General features: G+C 41.3%; 12 protein-coding genes and 1 tRNA gene. 2 read left to right on the top strand and 11 right to left on the bottom strand.

Annotated features, from left to right (window positions below):
• Nucleotides 1-23 precede the first annotated feature (23 nt).
• On the bottom strand, nucleotides 24-680 hold the full coding sequence (locus M0Q51_11215) for a hypothetical protein (GenBank protein ID MCK9400547.1): 657 nt from the start codon (nucleotides 678-680) through the stop codon (nucleotides 24-26).
• Nucleotides 681-777: 97 nt separating this feature from the next.
• Complete coding sequence (locus tag M0Q51_11210; protein MCK9400546.1) at nucleotides 778-2,163, bottom strand: hypothetical protein; 1,386 nt, start codon at nucleotides 2,161-2,163, stop codon at nucleotides 778-780.
• Nucleotides 2,164-2,368: 205 nt separating this feature from the next.
• On the opposite strand from M0Q51_11210, the gene M0Q51_11205 reads away from it, so the two are divergent.
• A tRNA-Pro gene (locus M0Q51_11205) sits at nucleotides 2,369-2,442 on the top strand.
• 219 nt (nucleotides 2,443-2,661) lie between these two features.
• Here the strand turns inward: M0Q51_11205 and M0Q51_11200 are convergent.
• The 4 genes from M0Q51_11200 to M0Q51_11185 all read right to left on the bottom strand — a co-directional run bounded on the left by M0Q51_11200 (nucleotide 2,662) and on the right by M0Q51_11185 (nucleotide 8,228).
• Nucleotides 2,662-4,110, bottom strand: a complete 1,449-nt coding sequence (locus tag M0Q51_11200) for a T9SS type A sorting domain-containing protein (GenBank protein MCK9400545.1) — start codon at nucleotides 4,108-4,110, stop codon at nucleotides 2,662-2,664.
• A gap of 126 nt (nucleotides 4,111-4,236) precedes the next feature.
• Nucleotides 4,237-6,387 carry a T9SS type A sorting domain-containing protein gene (locus tag M0Q51_11195; protein ID MCK9400544.1) on the bottom strand — a complete coding sequence of 717 codons (2,151 nt, stop codon included), beginning with the start codon at nucleotides 6,385-6,387 and terminating at the stop codon, nucleotides 4,237-4,239.
• Nucleotides 6,388-6,732: 345 nt separating this feature from the next.
• Nucleotides 6,733-7,227 (bottom strand): recombinase family protein, encoded by a 495-nt coding sequence (locus M0Q51_11190; protein MCK9400543.1) that lies wholly within the window; start codon nucleotides 7,225-7,227, stop codon nucleotides 6,733-6,735.
• 581 nt (nucleotides 7,228-7,808) lie between these two features.
• Nucleotides 7,809-8,228 (bottom strand): hypothetical protein, encoded by a 420-nt coding sequence (locus tag M0Q51_11185; GenBank protein MCK9400542.1) that lies wholly within the window; start codon nucleotides 8,226-8,228, stop codon nucleotides 7,809-7,811.
• Nucleotides 8,229-8,718: 490 nt separating this feature from the next.
• On the opposite strand from M0Q51_11185, the gene M0Q51_11180 reads away from it, so the two are divergent.
• On the top strand, nucleotides 8,719-9,447 hold the full coding sequence (locus M0Q51_11180; GenBank protein MCK9400541.1) for a hypothetical protein: 729 nt from the start codon (nucleotides 8,719-8,721) through the stop codon (nucleotides 9,445-9,447).
• A gap of 29 nt (nucleotides 9,448-9,476) precedes the next feature.
• Here M0Q51_11180 and M0Q51_11175 read toward each other — a convergent pair whose 3' ends face one another.
• The 5 genes from M0Q51_11175 to tal all read right to left on the bottom strand — a co-directional run bounded on the left by M0Q51_11175 (nucleotide 9,477) and on the right by tal (nucleotide 17,327).
• A complete protein-coding gene (locus tag M0Q51_11175) occupies nucleotides 9,477-10,880 on the bottom strand; it encodes an amidophosphoribosyltransferase (GenBank protein ID MCK9400540.1) in 1,404 nt (467 codons plus the stop codon).
• Nucleotides 10,881-11,002: 122 nt separating this feature from the next.
• Nucleotides 11,003-11,896 carry a hypothetical protein gene (locus M0Q51_11170; GenBank protein MCK9400539.1) on the bottom strand — a complete coding sequence of 298 codons (894 nt, stop codon included), beginning with the start codon at nucleotides 11,894-11,896 and terminating at the stop codon, nucleotides 11,003-11,005.
• A 258-nt stretch (nucleotides 11,897-12,154) separates the two neighbouring features.
• Nucleotides 12,155-13,531 (bottom strand): cation:dicarboxylase symporter family transporter, encoded by a 1,377-nt coding sequence (locus M0Q51_11165; GenBank protein ID MCK9400538.1) that lies wholly within the window; start codon nucleotides 13,529-13,531, stop codon nucleotides 12,155-12,157.
• A 95-nt stretch (nucleotides 13,532-13,626) separates the two neighbouring features.
• Nucleotides 13,627-16,257, bottom strand: a complete 2,631-nt coding sequence (locus tag M0Q51_11160) for a hypothetical protein (GenBank protein ID MCK9400537.1) — start codon at nucleotides 16,255-16,257, stop codon at nucleotides 13,627-13,629.
• Nucleotides 16,254-17,327: a transaldolase gene (gene tal, locus M0Q51_11155; GenBank protein MCK9400536.1), complete on the bottom strand. Its 1,074-nt coding sequence runs from the start codon at nucleotides 17,325-17,327 to the stop codon at nucleotides 16,254-16,256. The genes M0Q51_11160 and tal overlap by 4 nt, the downstream gene beginning before the upstream one ends.
• Nucleotides 17,328-17,520 lie beyond the last annotated feature (193 nt).

The raw sequence follows: 17,520 nt of genomic DNA, 5'->3' as shown, positions 1-17,520 counted from the left end.
AACCTGAAACCTGAAACCTGAAACTACCTTTTAAGGTTCCATCCAAAAGCAAAATCTATCATACCGATAAAGCGGTTCTTCTTAACAATCCCTGGGAACGGCAGGCCACTGCTGGCGCCTGTGTGATACAGCCCTTCATTTTTAAGGTCGAAAGCAATGCCGGGGAGGATGCCCAGGTCGATGTAGAAATTTCTTTTGGAATTCCACCGGTATCCTAAATTTCCATAAACAGCCACAGCCATTCGGGTTCGCTCGTATTCATAATTGGTATTCATGTTATATAGCCCCTTTTCATGGATGAACTCCCCGAAGATGCCGTAATAGATCAATTGTCTTTTTGATTTTACAGGAATGAAAGCTTTGAGGCCTATCCCGCCGGCAATACTGGATGGATAATATTTACTGTCATCCTCGAAATTTGTCCATTCATATTGGCTTGCAATACCAGCATAACTATACCTTAACATGGGTACGAGGAAGAAGCGGCTGGCCAGTTTGAACTCCGCCTGGATAATAGGCCCGTAAAGCGCAACACCGATCAGGTTGAAGTTCATGGTAAAACCGGAAAGTTCAACCTTTTTTTTCAGAATGGACCCTGGCCGGTTCGATGGCTGGGAATGGGATCGATGGCAGATGGCAATAAAAGTAAAGATCAGCAGGCAAGTGGCAGCTTTTTTCATAGATCAGGTTTAAGGAAGATGTTCTGCTTTAAAGACGGCCAAAGTTAGTATTTTATGAAATGAAAAAGCCTGTCATTTAATTCAGAATGGTAAAAAATCAGAACACAATATAGGTGCTCCATGATTTTCCATTTGCATTAACCGTTATAACGTCCTCGATACTTTGTGCGCCACCCGGAACATACAATGATACACTACCACCAGTAGTAAGGGTTACAGTTTCTGAATCAGAATAGCCGTCAGAGCCTGAAACCGAGATGGTCACTTCAACACCGGCGGGGTCGGGGCAATCGATAAGTGCTGTTGCTGTATAGCCTTGACTCGGAGCGGGATCTTTTGGTTCAGTATAAAGGTCAGTAACATCGAAAGTGCCTGGAATATCATAGGTAATAGTGCTGCTGGTGTTTGGATTGAAGTTTGTCAATGGAACTTGATACATTTTACCTTCTGCATGGACCATCAACAAATAGGTATATTGATCAGGATTGGGATTCAGATAGACTTCACCAGCCAGTTCACAGAAATTTTCAAGTCCGATGTCCTTGTTTATTTTGCAAAGTTTGGGTAACACTTCAATAGCTTTGTCGCAAACACTCAGGATAGATTGTTTGTCATTGGAATTTTGAAATTTTTTATCGATTAATTTACTGATCAGGGGGCAAATAGCCGACTTGGGTGTCCAATCATATGCAAGGCATACATCATCGATGATCGAGCCCACCTGGGTGCAAATTTGCTGAATCTTTACACTTGGCTGGGATTGCTCCGGAAGGTAAAAACCATATTGGCCCGGGTTATAACCGAATGAAGGATTGGGTATAACCCCGCCCAAGGGAGGTTTCATATAAAGGACCGGGAACAGCAGTAGACTTGGAAGTTGTTCTCCACAAAGTGTCAGGTTCAAAGTTAAAATGTTGCCTTCGGTATTTTTTAAAGACGGAGATATGTTCTCATGAGGGAATGGATTGAACATGATGGATCGGTCCTGGACACTCTCTCTTGTCGAAAAGTGGGTGATGCCGGCAGGATTTGGGGCTTCTGAAGATTTGGGTTGATCTAGCGAGTCGAGGTTAACTTTGGTATCGATGCGGATTTCGCCGGTTCCTGAAACGATACTCAGGTAAAACTCCTTGGTGTCGATCGGGTCAATTTCAAACATCGAACCTGTTGGAGTAAAAATCTTTCCCGGCTGTCCATTTTCATCAATATTGACTTTATAGGTTTCAGTTTCGCCTGGATATTGTACAGTGACTAATTTCAGGTCCAGTGGCACCCCATCAATATCTTTGGTCCCGTAATAGGTCACTTCTGTTCCGTCCCCCTCGGTTACTTTGATAAGGGTCGGGTCAGTAGGGTTTGTGTAAAGATCATAGGAGTTTATGCTTTCCTTATCATCATTAAACAGATCATTAATCAGGTCGCATGTTGAAAAGGAAAACACCAGCAGCAAAAACAGCATTGACGGCAAAATAATCTTTTTCATAGAAATATTGATTTAAGGTTCATGTATAAGGTTTGGCATCTAAAGAAGTGTAATGTACATAATCATCGTATTTTACACGGGTATAAATTTAAAATAAAAGGTAGTTAACTTTAACAAAACACCCTAAAAAAACGAAAATATTTATACATTTGCCTGGGAAATCACACCCACACTTCACTTGCACACTCACACTCAAACTCATCTCCGGGGTGTGGCGCAGCCTGGTAGCGTGCTTGACTGGGGGTCAAGAGGTCGAGAGTTCAAATCTCTCCACTCCGACGAATAGTAAATTAAAGGATTGTAAACCAAGTGTTTGCAATCCTTTTTCATTACGTAATGTAATTTGTAATATATTTTGCAGGGTAAAAGATAGTTAGTTTTTAATGATCAAACTTGCGGAATTTGCGCACGGGGCAATGATTTCCTATTGATGCGGATGATTAAAAGTTTACTTCAAGTCAGGATAATTGATGTACTGAGCCAGAAATGAGCCGCAGGTTATTGCTTGATGAATTTGCTCACCCGCACCGTCCTCTCATTGCTCACTCTCACAAAATAGACCCCTTGACTCAACCCAGACACGTCAACCACATTCTGTTCTTGCGTTAACTCACATTTCAGAAATTCCTTGCCAGTAATGTCCATTATAGTGAGAGTTGTGTTCTTTTGTGGCGTGGTGGGAGTTGTGATGTTGATTGTGGTGGAAGCGGGGTTGGGGTAGACTGATATACTTTCTAAAGGTACCGCTAAGTCATTAATACCAACCATATGAAAATAATAATATAAACTATCGCCACCTGATACCCAGCCAGCACTATTCCATTGTTTGAATGTTTTGTTTATCTTGAAATTGTTGGCGTCATAGGAGTGGGTTAATTGATAACGTTTTATCCAAACGTCGGCGTTCCAATCTTCTCCAAATTCATTTGTCAGATTATTGTTAGCGTCATAGGAGTAAGTGTATTGATTATAATTTTTCCAGTCGCCATTACTCCAAGTCAGACGCAAGGCACCTGTCATATTACTACCTTCGTAATTATAGGTGTATTGTTCGATGTTCACCCAAACGCTATCGTTCCATCTTTGGCTTAAAGAACTTGTCTGATTATTGTTGGCATCGTAGGCATAAGAGTATAGCCAGTATTCTTCCCAGACGCCACCATTCCAGTTTTGGGATAATTTGCTCGTCTGATTATTGTTGGCATCGTAGGTATAAGAGTATAGCCAATAATTTTCCCAGACGCCACCATTCCAGTTTTGGGATAATTTGCTCGTCTGATTATTGTTGTCATCGTAAGTATATGAGTATAGATAATTATTCAACCACACATTGTCGTACCAGTGTTGCACGAATTCACTTACCTGATTATTGTTGGCATCAAAATCATAGGTACGTAGGTCTACGTTCTCCCAAGCATTATTATTCCATTGTTGTTCTAATTCGCTTGTCTTATTATTATTGGCATCGAAGGTAAAGGTGTATTTACTGATATTCTCCCAAGCGCTGGCTTCCCATTCTTGTTCTATCTCACTTGTTTGATTGTTGTTGTCATCATAAGTAAAAGTAAATATATTGCAATTCTCCCACCCACTACCGTTCCAAATTTTCCCTAATTCGAATGTCAGGTTATTGTTGTCAGCATAAACCATATCAATGAATTTATAATAAAGCATCCAGCCAATAATATCGTCATACCAATACCAAGTATAGATGCTATCGTAGATTTGAATTAATGAGCGTTCCTCAGGTGTTTGAAGTTTGATGGCTTGTCCAAAATACTCTTCTGGTAGAATACCTAATGTTTTCCATCTCGTATTTCCCGTAATCTCCTGAACAATTTCCTGTGAACTTGATGTAGGACGGTGCAGGTTCAATGGTGGCTGATTGCTTTGAGCAAAAGCATTAATTGATAAAACAAGGATCGTAAGGAGTAGAATTGGTTTCATTAATTTATTTTAAATGCACTCACAAACACTTTTTAACATTCACTTATGCCATTACCATTAATAGCCTGTAAATATAACGAATAACATACGGTTTGGCAATATTAGTGATCCAGAAATGCGCCGCAGTTATTTATCGCTCTTTATAAACTTTCCCACCATCACCGTCCTCTCATTAGCCACCCTCAAAAAATAGACCCCTTGGCTCAACCCAGACACATCAACCACCGTCTGTTTTTCAGTTATCTGGCGTTGTATGAGTTGCTTACCAGTGATGTCTATTATGATCATAAAGGTGTTCTTTTGTGGCGTGGTGGGCGTTTCGATGGTGATGGCGGTGAAAGCGGGATTGGGGTATATGGTGATCTTAGAGTGAAGGGTAAATTGTTCCTTAATTGAAACAGGAACACCGTTTTCATTATAAACTGCCAATCCGCCACCATATGTTCCAAACCATATTGAACCATATTCGTCGATGGCAGCGGATATAATCCAGTCAAAGGGCAACCCTGAATTTAAAGCATCGTAAGTTGTCCAGTTTGTTGTGTCAAATTCTGCTACTCCGCCACCCCAAGTCCCTATCCATTTTGTCCCGTTTGCTTCTATATCTATTGTAAGAACAATATTGTTCGGCAATCCTGAATTTGAAATATTATAAATTGTCCAATTTGTGTCGTAAAATTGTGCTAATCCCTCATAAGTCCCTATCCACTTAGACCCACTTTCGTCTATGGCTATTGAATGTACATAGTTATCAGGCAATCCAGAATTTGATGTGTTATAGGTTATCCAATTAATACCGTCAAATTCCGTAAGCCCCCCTTCGGTTCCTATCCATATTTTCGCATTTTGATCAAAGACTATTGGACGGACATAATAATTTGGCAATCCTGAATTAGAAGTAGTGTAAGTTACCCAGTTTGTCCCGTCAAATTTTGTTAATCCACCTTTTTGAGTTCCCCACTTACAGGTTCCAATCCATTTAACTCCACTTGCGTCTATGGCTATTGATTGTATGTGGTTATAAGGCAATCCTGAATTTGCGGTATCGTAACTTATCCAGTTTGTCCCGTCAAATTTCGTCAGTGCACCACGATCAGTAGACCAATCATATGTTCCTAACCATTTCACCCCGCTTGCATCTATGGCTATTGATTCTACAGAATTATAGGACAATCCCGAATTAGAGGTATCATAGGTTATCCAGTTCATCCCATCAAATTCCGCCAATCCGAGAGCAGTACCAATCCACATTGTCCCACTTTCGTCTATGACTATTGAATGTATGTAGTTATCAAGCAATCCAGAATTTGAGGTATTGTGAGTTGTCCATTTATTTCCGTCGAATTTTGCTAATCCACCGCCCCAAGTCCCGATCCACTTTATTCCGCTTTCATTTATTAGTATTGAATAAACATAGTCGTGGGGCAATCCCGAATTTGATTCGAAGTAGTTTATCCAAGTTGTTCCGTCAAATGTCGCTAATCCATAATCAGTCGCTATCCACTTTGTTCCGCTTTCGTCAATGGCTATTGATATGACCGCGTTATTAGGCAAGCCCGAATTTGAGGTATCGTATATTGTCCAATTTGTTCCGTCAAATTCTGCTAATCCTTCGTAAGTTCCAATCCATAAAATCCCATTAGAATCTATTGCTAATGAATTAATGACGTTTGACGGAATCCCTGAATTATAGGTTTTATAAACTATCCAGTTTGTATCGTTAAATTCAGCCAATCCGAAAGACGTTCCTACCCATTTCACACCACTTTGGTCTATGGATATTACACGAACGCTGTTACTGGGCACACCTGAATTTGATGTGTTGAATCGTGTCCAGTTTACACTGTCAAATTTAGCCAGTCCACCACCATCAGTCCCAATCCAGAAAGTTCCGCTTTCATCAATGGTTATTGCATTAACATTGTTATCAGGCAAGCCCGAATTTGAAGTATTGTAAATTATCCAGTCAGTCCCGTCAAATTTTGCCAATCCACCACCATCTGTCCCAATCCACTTCGCCCCGTTTTCGTCAATAGCGATTGAGCGGACATAGTTATATGGCAATCCCGAATTTGAGTTATTGTAAAAAGTTGGAATGGCAGTGATGGTGTCGAGTTTCACTAATCCAACATTTGTACCTGCCCAAATAAAATTATCTTCTTCCGCCAGAGCAAGAACTATGTTCCCGTTGGTATATTGCAGCCATTGTGGATTTTGTGCATAAATGTTTGTGAATAAGCACATTGAAATGATAACTAAAACAGGCACTTTTTTCATAATACCACGTACTATGGTGTTAATCATTCCCAGATGGCAGATGTGAGCGCCATGAAAACTAATAACCTGTAAATATAACGAAAATCACATTGAAATGCACTAAATACATTGGGTTTAAATAAACAGTGCCTGTATTTCCTGAAAGACCATTGTCGAATTGTAGTAACCATTACCAAACAACCGTCCGTTTATTTGATGTGCTAAATACAGGGGAGGATGGCGGGGTTTTAGGGTATAAAAAACCCCCAAGAATTGTTTGGGGGAGGATTTTTTAATTAAGGTAGGCTTCTATCGATTTATGTATGCCGCTATCAGATTCCACATGTTGCCGCTTTTTGGCTTCCCTCAAAATATAACCAGCCTTTTTGCGCCGCACAGTATCTTTTGAGCCTTTGTGGGACGTCCAGCTTGCTTGCCCTGCATCTTAGCACGCCTTAGCCCCTCTATGGTGCGTTCACGGATAAGCTCTCGTTCGAACTCTGCAAACGCGCTTAGTATTTGGAAATGAAGTTTGCCCGAAGCGGTGCCAAAGTCCAAATTATCACTTATCGAAATAAATCCAACACCTTTATCTATTAGCTCCTTTGTGTCAAGAATGAGTTCCATGCTGCTACGCGCCCACCTGTCCAATTTGTAAACCAAAACGGCGGAATATTCGCCAGCACGAAGTTTTGCCAGAAGAGCCTGTTTAACTGGTCTAGTTTTGCGGGTGGACTCCGTTTCTTCAAAAAGGTCATAGGAATAATTGTTCCTTTCAGCAAACTCAACCAAGCGAATTTTCTGATTATCGTTATTTTGGGTCAGTGTGGACACGCGGACGTATAAAGCGACTTTTTGCATCTAATAAATGATTTAGGTATGCTAATTTACGAAATATTCTACAAACTTCAAAGATAAAAATGATGGAAACAGCAATATAATTAGGCCAGACACGATGCCAGCCTTTAAATTATATTGTTAAATAAGCACATTTAGGAAATAGTCACTCCAAAATCATCGTCGTTGCTACAGAATAGCCACTAAAAGAGCTCCTTTTTTCTTTGTAGATGTATTCGTACATTTACTAAACACAATCCAATTACACAAGGATGAACTTTATTACAAAATACAGCTTTAATTCTACATACGAAAAAAAATACAAACTTCCTAATATTATTACAGGTATTTTTCTGTGGAAAGAACTAAAAATCAATGAATTAATGTTCCAAAAAATTAGGCCAGTTGTAAAATATTGCTTACCTTTGTGATACCAAATTGAAATACTAATAACGTTCTTTAATTATCGCTCCCAAATGTTCACTAATCTGAACTGACACAATTAGTCAATAGTAAAAATTCAAACTTTGATTTCACAATGTAAATTTAATGTGTATAAGCGTAGGATTTCCCGACAATCATTAACTTACACAGCCAAACTGCTGTTATAGAGCGTTTTTTATTTTTTCAATCTTATTATGCCTGTCAAATGAGTAGGTAGAACCTGTTTTGTCCAGATGCTCGTAAATGGTTAATGCCCGCTCATACAATTTTTTCTTTTTTCCGTCGTCCATTCCTCTCTGGTCAAGTTCTTCCGCAATTATTAGGAATATATCGGCAAGCATTTCAAAATTGTCGTTGCTGAATTGTTTGCTCTCTTGCAATGTTTGAATGAAATTTTCAGTTGGAATTGCGGTCAGATCGTCAATATTCAAACCTAATTCGTTTTCTAATGCTTGTTCGGCTGCTTCAATGCCTTCACTGACCCGTCCTTGAGTTTTAAGTCCTAATAAATCTGCAAGTATTTTTCCGAGCACTCGCACAAGTTGGTTGATTTGCCTTATTAACCAGTCTTCTTGTTGCATTATTGTTGTTCAATGATCCTTAAAGATAATAAAATTTAAACAGCCCAATAAGATCACCCCCCATAATTCCGCCCATTATTCGCGTCCAAAATTGTTAATTATCGTTTATAGAGCCAGAATATGGGTGGGGTGGGAAGAGGTTATGGAATGAGTTATACACACTCTGTTTGATTCGCTTAAAAGATTTTTTTTATTTTCTGAATGTATCCTTGCCCTCAAACTGAGAAAAAATCAATTAATAAATCATAATTACAATCCCATTTTTTATTATTTTTTGCCAAATCAGTCAGGGGGCATTCTGAAATTTGCGAAAAATCATTTACTTACCGCAGCCCCCCATTCAATCTATAAATTCTTAATGATTTTGCAGGTTACCTCGCGCAGATCAATTTAAAAAATGGTCCTGGCGGTGGTAGTTTTGATTTGAAAATAATCACATTATCAGGCAGTTATAGCCCGTGATTTTAACAAACCAAAAACTTACCAGGCCATGAAAACAACAATTCTCACCTTAGCCCTGATCATCAGCGGAGTGCTTTTGCAGGCACAAAAAGTTCAACTAATCAGCGCACTGGGAACAGACAGTACCATCTATTCAAATTTGGGATTCGACGAATCGTTCGGTATTAATCATGTAGAATGGCTGAAGCCGCAAAAAAGAGAATCGATGGAAGCATATTGCCAGCGATTGATAAACGAAAATCAAATAACTCCAAACGATATTGTCATCGGAACTTCTTTTGGAGGGATCGTTGCCACTGAGATCAGCAAGATGGTTCATCCGCGAATGACCATATTAATTTCAAGTTTTTCCATAAAGGACGAAAAGCCTTTAAAATTCAGGTTTCTGCAGATATTCGGATGTCATAAAATACTACCGAAGTTTATATTCAACAAACCAGGGATTATCATCGGAAATTGCTTTGGAAAAGTTTCTGAAGAGGAAAGAGAATACCTGAGTGAAATGATCAGGAAAAATGATGTCGACCTGGTTCCATGGTCAATAAATCAAATTATGAAATACGATAACCAAACCACCCCCGATAATTTGTTCAAGATAAACGGGAAGGACGATAAGACTTTCCCCGCAAAGAACATTGAAACAGATTTTTTAGTAGACGGGACACATCTGATCGTTTACAACAATGCAGATTTGATTTCCGAAATTTTGCATGATTTAATGATTGATTCTGTAAATAACCTGGTATTGACGAAGTAAAACAGCCTGACAGTTGAAAGAATATCAAATCAGAAATAGCTTGATCCGTCCCAGCAATGTGTGCAAATCCGTTCCTTTGGCAGGCCGATTGCTTCTACAAGATCGTCAAGCTTCTGGTACTTTAGTGTAGTGATGCCGATATTTTGCCTGATTTTTTCAATCATTTCATAATAACGGTCTGTTCCGGGTTTTGCATATTCCTCCAGATGGTTTGTTTCTTCTCCTTCAATTTGCTTTATGGCTTTGCGGCCGGCAAGGTCCAGTGTCGACCGCGACCGGGAGAAATTCAGGAATGTGCATGGATAAATGAGGGTCGGGCAGGCAGGTCTGATATGGACTTCTTTGACACCATAATCGTATAATATCCGGACCGTATCTTTTAACTGCGTTCCCCTGACAATTGAATCATCGCAGAAGACGATCCTTTTCCCGTTTATCAGGGCTTTTATCGGGATCAGTTTCATTTTAGCCACCAGGTCTCTTATTTCCTGGTTTTGCGGCATGAAGCTCCGCGGCCATGTCGGCGTATATTTTACATATGCCCGTTTAAAAGGAATTTGTTTTTCTATTGAATATCCAATAGCATGGGCAATACCGGAATCAGGGATACCTGAGACAAAATCGACAAGAATATCATCATTTTTTGCCAGTGCTGCTCCGCACCGGTACCGGCATTCTTCGACATTGATATCTTCGTAGTCAGAGCTTGGATAACCGTAATACACCCAGAGGAAAGCGCACACCTGCATCTTATCATTGGGCATCCTGCGTTGTTCATAGCCATCAGCAGTGATGAACACGATTTCACCCGGGCCCAGGAACTTTTCTGTTTCGAAGCCAAGGTTTGAAAATGAACTTGATTCTGAACTTACTGCAAATGCTCCTGTTTTTTTACCTATGACAACAGGTGTCCTCCCAAGTTTGTCCCTTGCTGCAAATAATCCGTTTTTAGTGAGCAGCAACAAAGAACAGGATCCTTTTACCTTTTCGAAAACATTTTCTATTCCTTTTTCATACGAATCCTCTTCATCTATTAACATGGCTATCAGTTCCGAGGGATTGGTTCCGCCATCGCTGGTTTCAGAAAAGTGCCGGTATTGTTTCAGGGCCCTGTCGGTCAAATCCTCGATATTGTTGATCTTACTGACAGTGACAATGGCAAATTCCCCAAGATGTGATTTGATCAATATAGGTTGTGATTCCGTATCACTGATAATGCCGATACCGCTGTTACCATGAAATTGAGGCAGATCAGGCTCGAATTTTGTCCTGAAATAGGAGTTCTCCAGGTTATGGATGCTTCTTTTAAATTCTTTGGAATTTTTAACCGCTATCCCACCTTTTTTTGTGCCAAGGTGAGAATTATAATCCGTTCCGTAGAACAAATCATTTACACAATCTGATATTGATATAGTACCGAAAAAACCGCCCATGATTGTCTTTCTTTTGTTTGGTAAGGAAAGTTCAAATTTTCAAGAATGGACTAAACTAAAACTTTCCTTTCAATCATGGACAGTTTGTTGAGAAATGGTTAAAAATGATCAGTATTGAGTTTTTATCGGTTATCCACTTTGGCTTTATGCATGGGCACTGTTATACCAAACCAGGGAATTGCGTAATAAGTATCCTGATCAGGGAAAAAAGGCATGAAGAGACCATAATCAATTCCGATCCTTTTAACGAGGGTCCTGGCACCCAGGGAAATCAGCACCGTAGTAGATTCTCCGGAAATGACGTAATTTTCAGTAATAATATAAGTACGCGGACTGACCCTGATAAAACTGCTGATGTTGATCATAGGCTTCTTAGCCCAGTCGCCTGACAAATAGCCATAGCCAACTCCCAGGCTCACATTGGCATCACGCGACCCAAAAGTGGTAATCCCATAAACTATGCCAAACCCCGACTTCTCTGTCCCCAGAACTGTGCCGAACATTCCGCCAGCCCCGATGGCGAATTTATCTTTTACCACCGGGATGGAAACTTTTGGAATCAGCCAAACCGGAGTCGGAGCTCCTGCAATCAGAAAAAGGGGAACCAGGCCGACACCTATGGAAAAATTGTTGCCCACGCCTACGCTAACCTGGTTGAACAGGACCCAGACATTCTGATAGTAAACTTCACCTCTTTTTAATCCATAAGCGTTAGGCGCAAAGAAATACCTGGTAGACTGCAGGTTCGGATACCAGATCTTGCCATTTTTGACCTGTGTTGCGCTGATAGCTTCAAGCGATTTGATATCCAGCTTTTTAAAACTAATTTCTCCCAGGTTACTGGTTGATAAACTGATGATTACAGAATCCTCGCTGAGGATCTTTCCAAAGAATTCATTGCCATCTACAGTGGTTAACCTGTAAATGACAGTTGAGTCTTTTACTTCCTGCCCGATTCCTCTTTGGGATATCGCAGCGAAAAAAACGATGATAAGGCTTAAAATAATCTTTTTCATGGCTTTAGATTTAAATGTTATTATCAAATCAAAATTACAACCATGCGTTTCCGAATGAAAATTGCTTTTTGCGTAAGTGAGTCCAAAGTTTGCACAGAAAGAGATTATACCTGGTGCCGGGCAATATTGTTCTTATTAAATCCTTGAAACCTTAATTTCCTTTTAAAAATTTGCAATTTATACAAAAAGAAAATTGAATGACAACAAATTTTACAATAAAAAAGATGGTTTTCGCAAGCCTCTCCCGTAATCTTAGCTTTAACCTGATTTGATCCTTGGTTCAGGTATCCATTCCCCTTCCCATTTCGCTATAACAACCGTTGCAAGGCAGTTGCCGATGACGTTCACTGCCGTCCTTGCCATGTCCATCAGTTCATCAATCCCAAGTATGATAAATATGGGCCAGGTCGGCAAACCGAAACTTGCCGCCGTTCCGAGCAGGATAACCAGTGAAGCTCGTGGAACGGCTGCAACCCCTTTGCTTGTAAGCATCAGGGTGAGCATCATGACGATCTGGGTATCGAATGAAAGGTGAATGCCGGCCATGTTTGCAACGAAGATCGATGCCATGGCAAGATAGAGTGTTGTCCCGTCGAGATTGAAACTATATCCCGTTGGGATGACAAATGCAACAATCTTGCGCGGAATACCGAATTCTTCCATGTTCTCCATGGCCCTGGGGAGAGCCGACTCACTGCTGGTTGTAGCAAATGCAATGGTTGCAGGCTCGGCTACTGCTTTCAGAAATTTCCGCAACGGGATCTTCAAAATAAGAATAATAGGTAAAAAAACAACCAAAAGGAAGACAATAAGAGCGACATAAAGTGTAGCAAGCAGTTCGAACAGGTTTACGAGTACATTCAGCCCCATATGACCAACACTATAGGCAATAGCAGCAAATACAGCAAATGGGGCAAACATCATGATAATGTTTGTGAATTTGAACATTACGACTGATAATGACTCCGAAAACTTAACTATCGGATTGCGATATTTCTCACTTACCATGGCAACTGCAATACCGAAAAGGATACTGAATACTACGATCTGGAGAACTTGTCCTTCAGCGATCGATTTTGCAATATTCTCGGGGAAAATGTGCAGGATGATGTCATGTGCATTTTGTGTCTGCACTTGCGGCAGATCACCTTGCAACATTTCCGGCGGCACCTGCACGCCCCATCCTGCTTTACTGATATTGATGGCACCTAACCCTATGAAAAGGGCTATGGTGGATACCACCTCAAAATATACCAGCGATTTCCACCCCATCCTTCCGACCTGCTTCAGGTTTGCATGCCCTGCAATGCCAACTACCAATGTTCCAAATATAAGCGGCGCAATGATCGTCTTTACCAGCCGGATGAAAATCTGGCTGACAATGTTAAGTTCTTTGCCAATCAACGGTACATCATACCCAAATTCAACCCCGGCCAGCATGCTGACAAAGATCCATGTAGTCAGCTTATTCTTTTTGAAAGCATAAAGGAAATAAAAGATAATAGGGATCCAGCGCAATATCAGGAGCAGGCTGCCCGGCAGATTTAACTGGATAGATTTATCCAGCAGGTGGACAATAACTGCAATGGTCAGAGAAATTAGAAAGCCAAGGATCAGTTTTCCGGGTTTGAACATGTGCTGTGAGATCGGGAACCGATCAAAAATAAGGAAAATAAATTCAATGGTTGAGGATGTCCTCTTTATATATCAATATAAATTTAAATTTTAGTTTAAACCGATTTAACCTGCAATAGTTTTGCTATTAATCCTGTCCACCCGGTTTGGTGCGAAGCGCCAATGCCTTTGCCGCTATCGCCATGAAAATACTCGTAAAATAAAATGTAATCTTTGAAATTCTCATCCAGCCAGAATTTCTCTTTGCCATCATTTACAGGCCGTTCTCCGTCGCTGTTCAATAGAAAAATACGAGCCAGTCTGTCGGACAATTCTAAAGCTATTTCATTCAATGTCAGATACCGGCCGGAATTGGCCGGACATTCTACCTTAAAGTCGTCCCCATAATAATGATGAAATCGTTGTAATGATTCAATGATGAGAAAATTTACCGGGAACCATACCGGTCCGCGCCAGTTGGAATTACCGCCAAATAAACTCATGGTTGATTCGGCCGGTTGATAATCAACGGTAAAATCAGCATGCTGCATGTTGAAAACATAGGGATGATTTTCATGAAATTTTGATAATGATCTCACGCCGTAATCTGAGAGGAATTCCGTTTCGTCAAGCATTCGTTTTAAAATCTTTTTCAACCGGCTCCCCCTTAAAAGAGAAAACAATCTTCGTTCACCTTTGCCTTCAATAGCCCAGCGTGAAACAAGGTTTGCCAGGTCAGGACGGTAGTTTAAAAACCAATCGGTCCTTTTCGCAAATTCTGGGCAACTTTTAATAATATCCGGTTCGATGACCTCTACGGCAAAAAGTGGAATCAGGCCCACCATAGATCTAACTTTCAGTTTTTTGACTTCATCATCGGTATGCAGGACATCGTAAAAAAACTGGTCATCTTCATCCCAAAGGTCGATACCTCTTCCGTCAATATTCGACATGGCCCCTGCTATATACAGGAAATGCTCCAGGAATTTGGAAGCAAGGTCTTCATAAACATGGTTTTTTTTAGCCAGTTCGAGTGAAATCCGCATCATATTCAGGGTATACATGGCCATCCATGCTGTACCGTCAGCCTGTTCGATACGACCGCCACCGGGTATCTCGGCGCTACGGTCGAAAACGCCGATGTTATCCAGGCCCAGGAAACCGCCCTGGAAAATATTGCGGTTGTGTAAGTCTTTGCGATTGACCCACCAGGTGAAATTGAGTAATAGTTTATGAAATACAGCCTCCAGGAAAGCACGGTCCCCTTTTCCATTATTGTGCTTCATGTCTATTTTATAGACCCTCCATGTTGCCCAGGCATGCACTGGCGGATTAACATCGGAAAAATTCCATTCATAAGCCGGAAGCTGGCCGTTCGGATGCATATACCATTCACGGGTGAGCAATTTCAACTGGCCTTTAGCAAGATGAGGATCAACCATGGCAAGTGTTATGCAATGAAAGGCCAGGTCCCAGGCGGCATACCACGGATATTCCCACTTGTCGGGCATGGAAATGATTTCAGCATTGGTGAGATGTTCCCAGCCACTGTTGCGGCCAATCTTTCGTTCAGCCGGGGGCGTGGATTGTGCCGGATCTCCCGATAACCATTGCGGAATATCAAAATAATAAAATTGCTTGCTCCACAACATGCCGGCTAGTGCCTGGCGCTGGATGATTTTTGCGTCATCACCCGGCACTTCGGATTGCGGGTCAGTATAAAAATCATCCGCTTCGGCCTGTCGTCTTCTGAAAATATCCTCGAAACCGGAAAAAGGGCGTTCATTTGGGGTAGCAGTTAACCTCAACTGAACAGTATTGGATTTCCCGGCGGGAATATTAAGAAAGTAATTGAAACCGGCTTTAGTCCCCTGGTTTTCCGGGTTGATAGCTTGCTGTTGCCCGTTTACAACATACTCATGGAAACCATCCTTGAAATATCCATTTATTTTCTTTAGTTGGTATAGCTTTCCGACGTTTGTTTCATTCTCACAAAACATGGTCGCCGGTTCCCCTTTTGCATAAAAATAATACTTTCCCAAATTTTTATGTGTTGCAGATAAAGTATTTTTCCTCGCTAGCGTGATTTGCGGCTTATAGGGATCGTACCCCCATGACCAGGTGTTTCTGAACCAAATTTGTGGAATAATGTTTAGTTCAGCGTGTTCCGGACCACAATTAAAAGCTGTGATTTTAATCATAATGTCCTTCTCATCACATTTGGCGTACTCGATAAAAATATCGAAATACCTGTTTTCATTGAAAACCCCTGTGTCACTAAGCTCAAACTCCGGCTGTGACTTATCCCTTTTCTTATTTTCAGTGACCAGATGGTTATAGGGAAATTCCTGCTGAGGATATTTATACAACATCTTCATGTAAGAATGAGTAGGGGTATTGTCAAGATAAAAGTAATATTCCTTGACATCTTCCCCATGGTTGCCTTCAGTGCCTGCCAATCCAAAGAACCGTTCTTTCAGGATCGGGTCTTTTCCGTTCCAGAAAACCACAGCAAAACAAAGTACCTGGCGGTCGTCGCAGATACCTGCTATTCCGTCTTCACCCCATCGATAGGCTTTGCTGCGGGCATTATCATGGGTGAGAAACTCCCAGGCATTGCCCGAAGCGCTATAATCTTCCCTGACGGTTCCCCACTGGCGTTCAGCCAGGTAAGGTCCCCATTTCTTCCAGTTTTTCTGATGATTGTCCGATTCTGATAACCTTAGTTTCTCGGCGTTTTCGCTCATGGATTTCTCTTTGATGTGATGCTGGCGATCAGGTTATTCCACGATTTGTTGAATGCTTCAGCGCCTTCTTTTTGTAATTGTTCTGCCAGTTGAAGATAATTGACCGACAATTCACGGAATTGCCCGATGATTTTGTCAGCCGAGGCTGTATTATCGGGAAGCGCCTGGCCTGTTTCGCCATGATCTGCGAAAGCCAGCAGGGTATTTTCCGGAATGGTATTAACGGTGTAAGGAGCAACCAGGTTTTTTACATATAAAATATCCGAAGCATTGGGGTCTTTTGTGCCGGTGCTGGCCCAAAGCAAGCGTTGCGGAAATACGCCGAAGTTCATGGCTCTTTGTACCCTTTCAGACCTTAAAAACCGAAGGTATGAATAATAAGTTTTCTGCATCACGGCGATGCCTAGTTGATTTTGAAGCCTGGCAGGCGCCTTATCAGCAACTGCTTTATCCCAGCGGCTGACGAAGACTGAAGCCACCGACCTGATATCCGGGTTCAGGCCTTTGTCGATCCTGGTTTCTATACCTTTCAGGTAAGCCATGGCAGCGGCCTGGTATTGTTCGGCTGAAAACAAAAGTGTAACGTTTACCGGGATGCCTTCGGCGATGGCTTTTTCGATAGCGGGAAGCCCCTGCGGGGTTCCGGGTATCTTGATAAAGGCATTAGGCCGGTTTACCTTCTGGTGAATAGTTTTGGCCGCTTTGATGGTATTTTCCGTATCATAGGCCAGAAGCGGTGAAACTTCTATGGAAACAAATCCGTCGAGTCCGTTGGTTACCTGGTAAACCGGCAGAAAAAGGTCTGCAGCCCGCTGGATATCTTCGACGGCGAGGTTGAAAAACACATCTTCATCGGAAAGCCCCTTGTTGCTTTTTTTACGGATGGCTTCGTCATAATCGCTGGTCTTAGCAATGGCAGCCTCGAAAATCGATGGATTTGATGTAAGGCCGGTTACGGAAAGTTCAGTTATATAATGCTGAAGTACGCCATTATCAAGCATTTTCCGGGTAATGTTGTCGAGCCATAAGCTCATACCCTGCCTTCGTAAATTTTGTGTGTGTTGATTCATTTGTTTTTTTTTATTTTATAAAATTAACCCATTTATAACCGTAATTTTTCATTCTTTAGGCACAGCATTGAATAATTCGAGTAGTTCTCTTTGTTTTTTAGTTATTTCAGAATAGAACACCTGACCGTTATCCGTGACCACCGCCTTGATTTTCTCGAGTTGCAGCATCATTTTCTCAAAACCGTAATCCTTG

The organism is Bacteroidales bacterium, assembly GCA_023229505.1.
GTDB lineage: Bacteria > Bacteroidota > Bacteroidia > Bacteroidales > JAGOPY01 > JAGOPY01.
This window is presented reverse-complemented; position numbering and strand designations above follow the sequence as displayed.

Excerpts from the sequence above, each read along its gene's own strand:
- M0Q51_11165 (MCK9400538.1), bottom strand. The coding sequence starts at position 13,531 with ATGTTCAAACCCGGAAAACTGATCCTTGGCTTTCTAATTTCTCTGACC.
- M0Q51_11195 (MCK9400544.1), bottom strand. The coding sequence starts at position 6,387 with ATGAAAAAAGTGCCTGTTTTAGTTATCATTTCAATGTGCTTATTCACA.
- M0Q51_11190 (MCK9400543.1), bottom strand. The coding sequence starts at position 7,227 with ATGCAAAAAGTCGCTTTATACGTCCGCGTGTCCACACTGACCCAAAAT.
- M0Q51_11210 (MCK9400546.1), bottom strand. The coding sequence starts at position 2,163 with ATGAAAAAGATTATTTTGCCGTCAATGCTGTTTTTGCTGCTGGTGTTT.
- tal (MCK9400536.1), bottom strand. The coding sequence starts at position 17,327 with ATGAATCAACACACACAAAATTTACGAAGGCAGGGTATGAGCTTATGG.
- M0Q51_11200 (MCK9400545.1), bottom strand. The coding sequence starts at position 4,110 with ATGAAACCAATTCTACTCCTTACGATCCTTGTTTTATCAATTAATGCT.
- M0Q51_11185 (MCK9400542.1), bottom strand. The coding sequence starts at position 8,228 with ATGCAACAAGAAGACTGGTTAATAAGGCAAATCAACCAACTTGTGCGA.
- M0Q51_11175 (MCK9400540.1), bottom strand. The coding sequence starts at position 10,880 with ATGGGCGGTTTTTTCGGTACTATATCAATATCAGATTGTGTAAATGAT.
- M0Q51_11160 (MCK9400537.1), bottom strand. The coding sequence starts at position 16,257 with ATGAGCGAAAACGCCGAGAAACTAAGGTTATCAGAATCGGACAATCAT.
- M0Q51_11170 (MCK9400539.1), bottom strand. The coding sequence starts at position 11,896 with ATGAAAAAGATTATTTTAAGCCTTATCATCGTTTTTTTCGCTGCGATA.
- M0Q51_11215 (MCK9400547.1), bottom strand. The coding sequence starts at position 680 with ATGAAAAAAGCTGCCACTTGCCTGCTGATCTTTACTTTTATTGCCATC.
- M0Q51_11180 (MCK9400541.1), top strand. The coding sequence starts at position 8,719 with ATGAAAACAACAATTCTCACCTTAGCCCTGATCATCAGCGGAGTGCTT.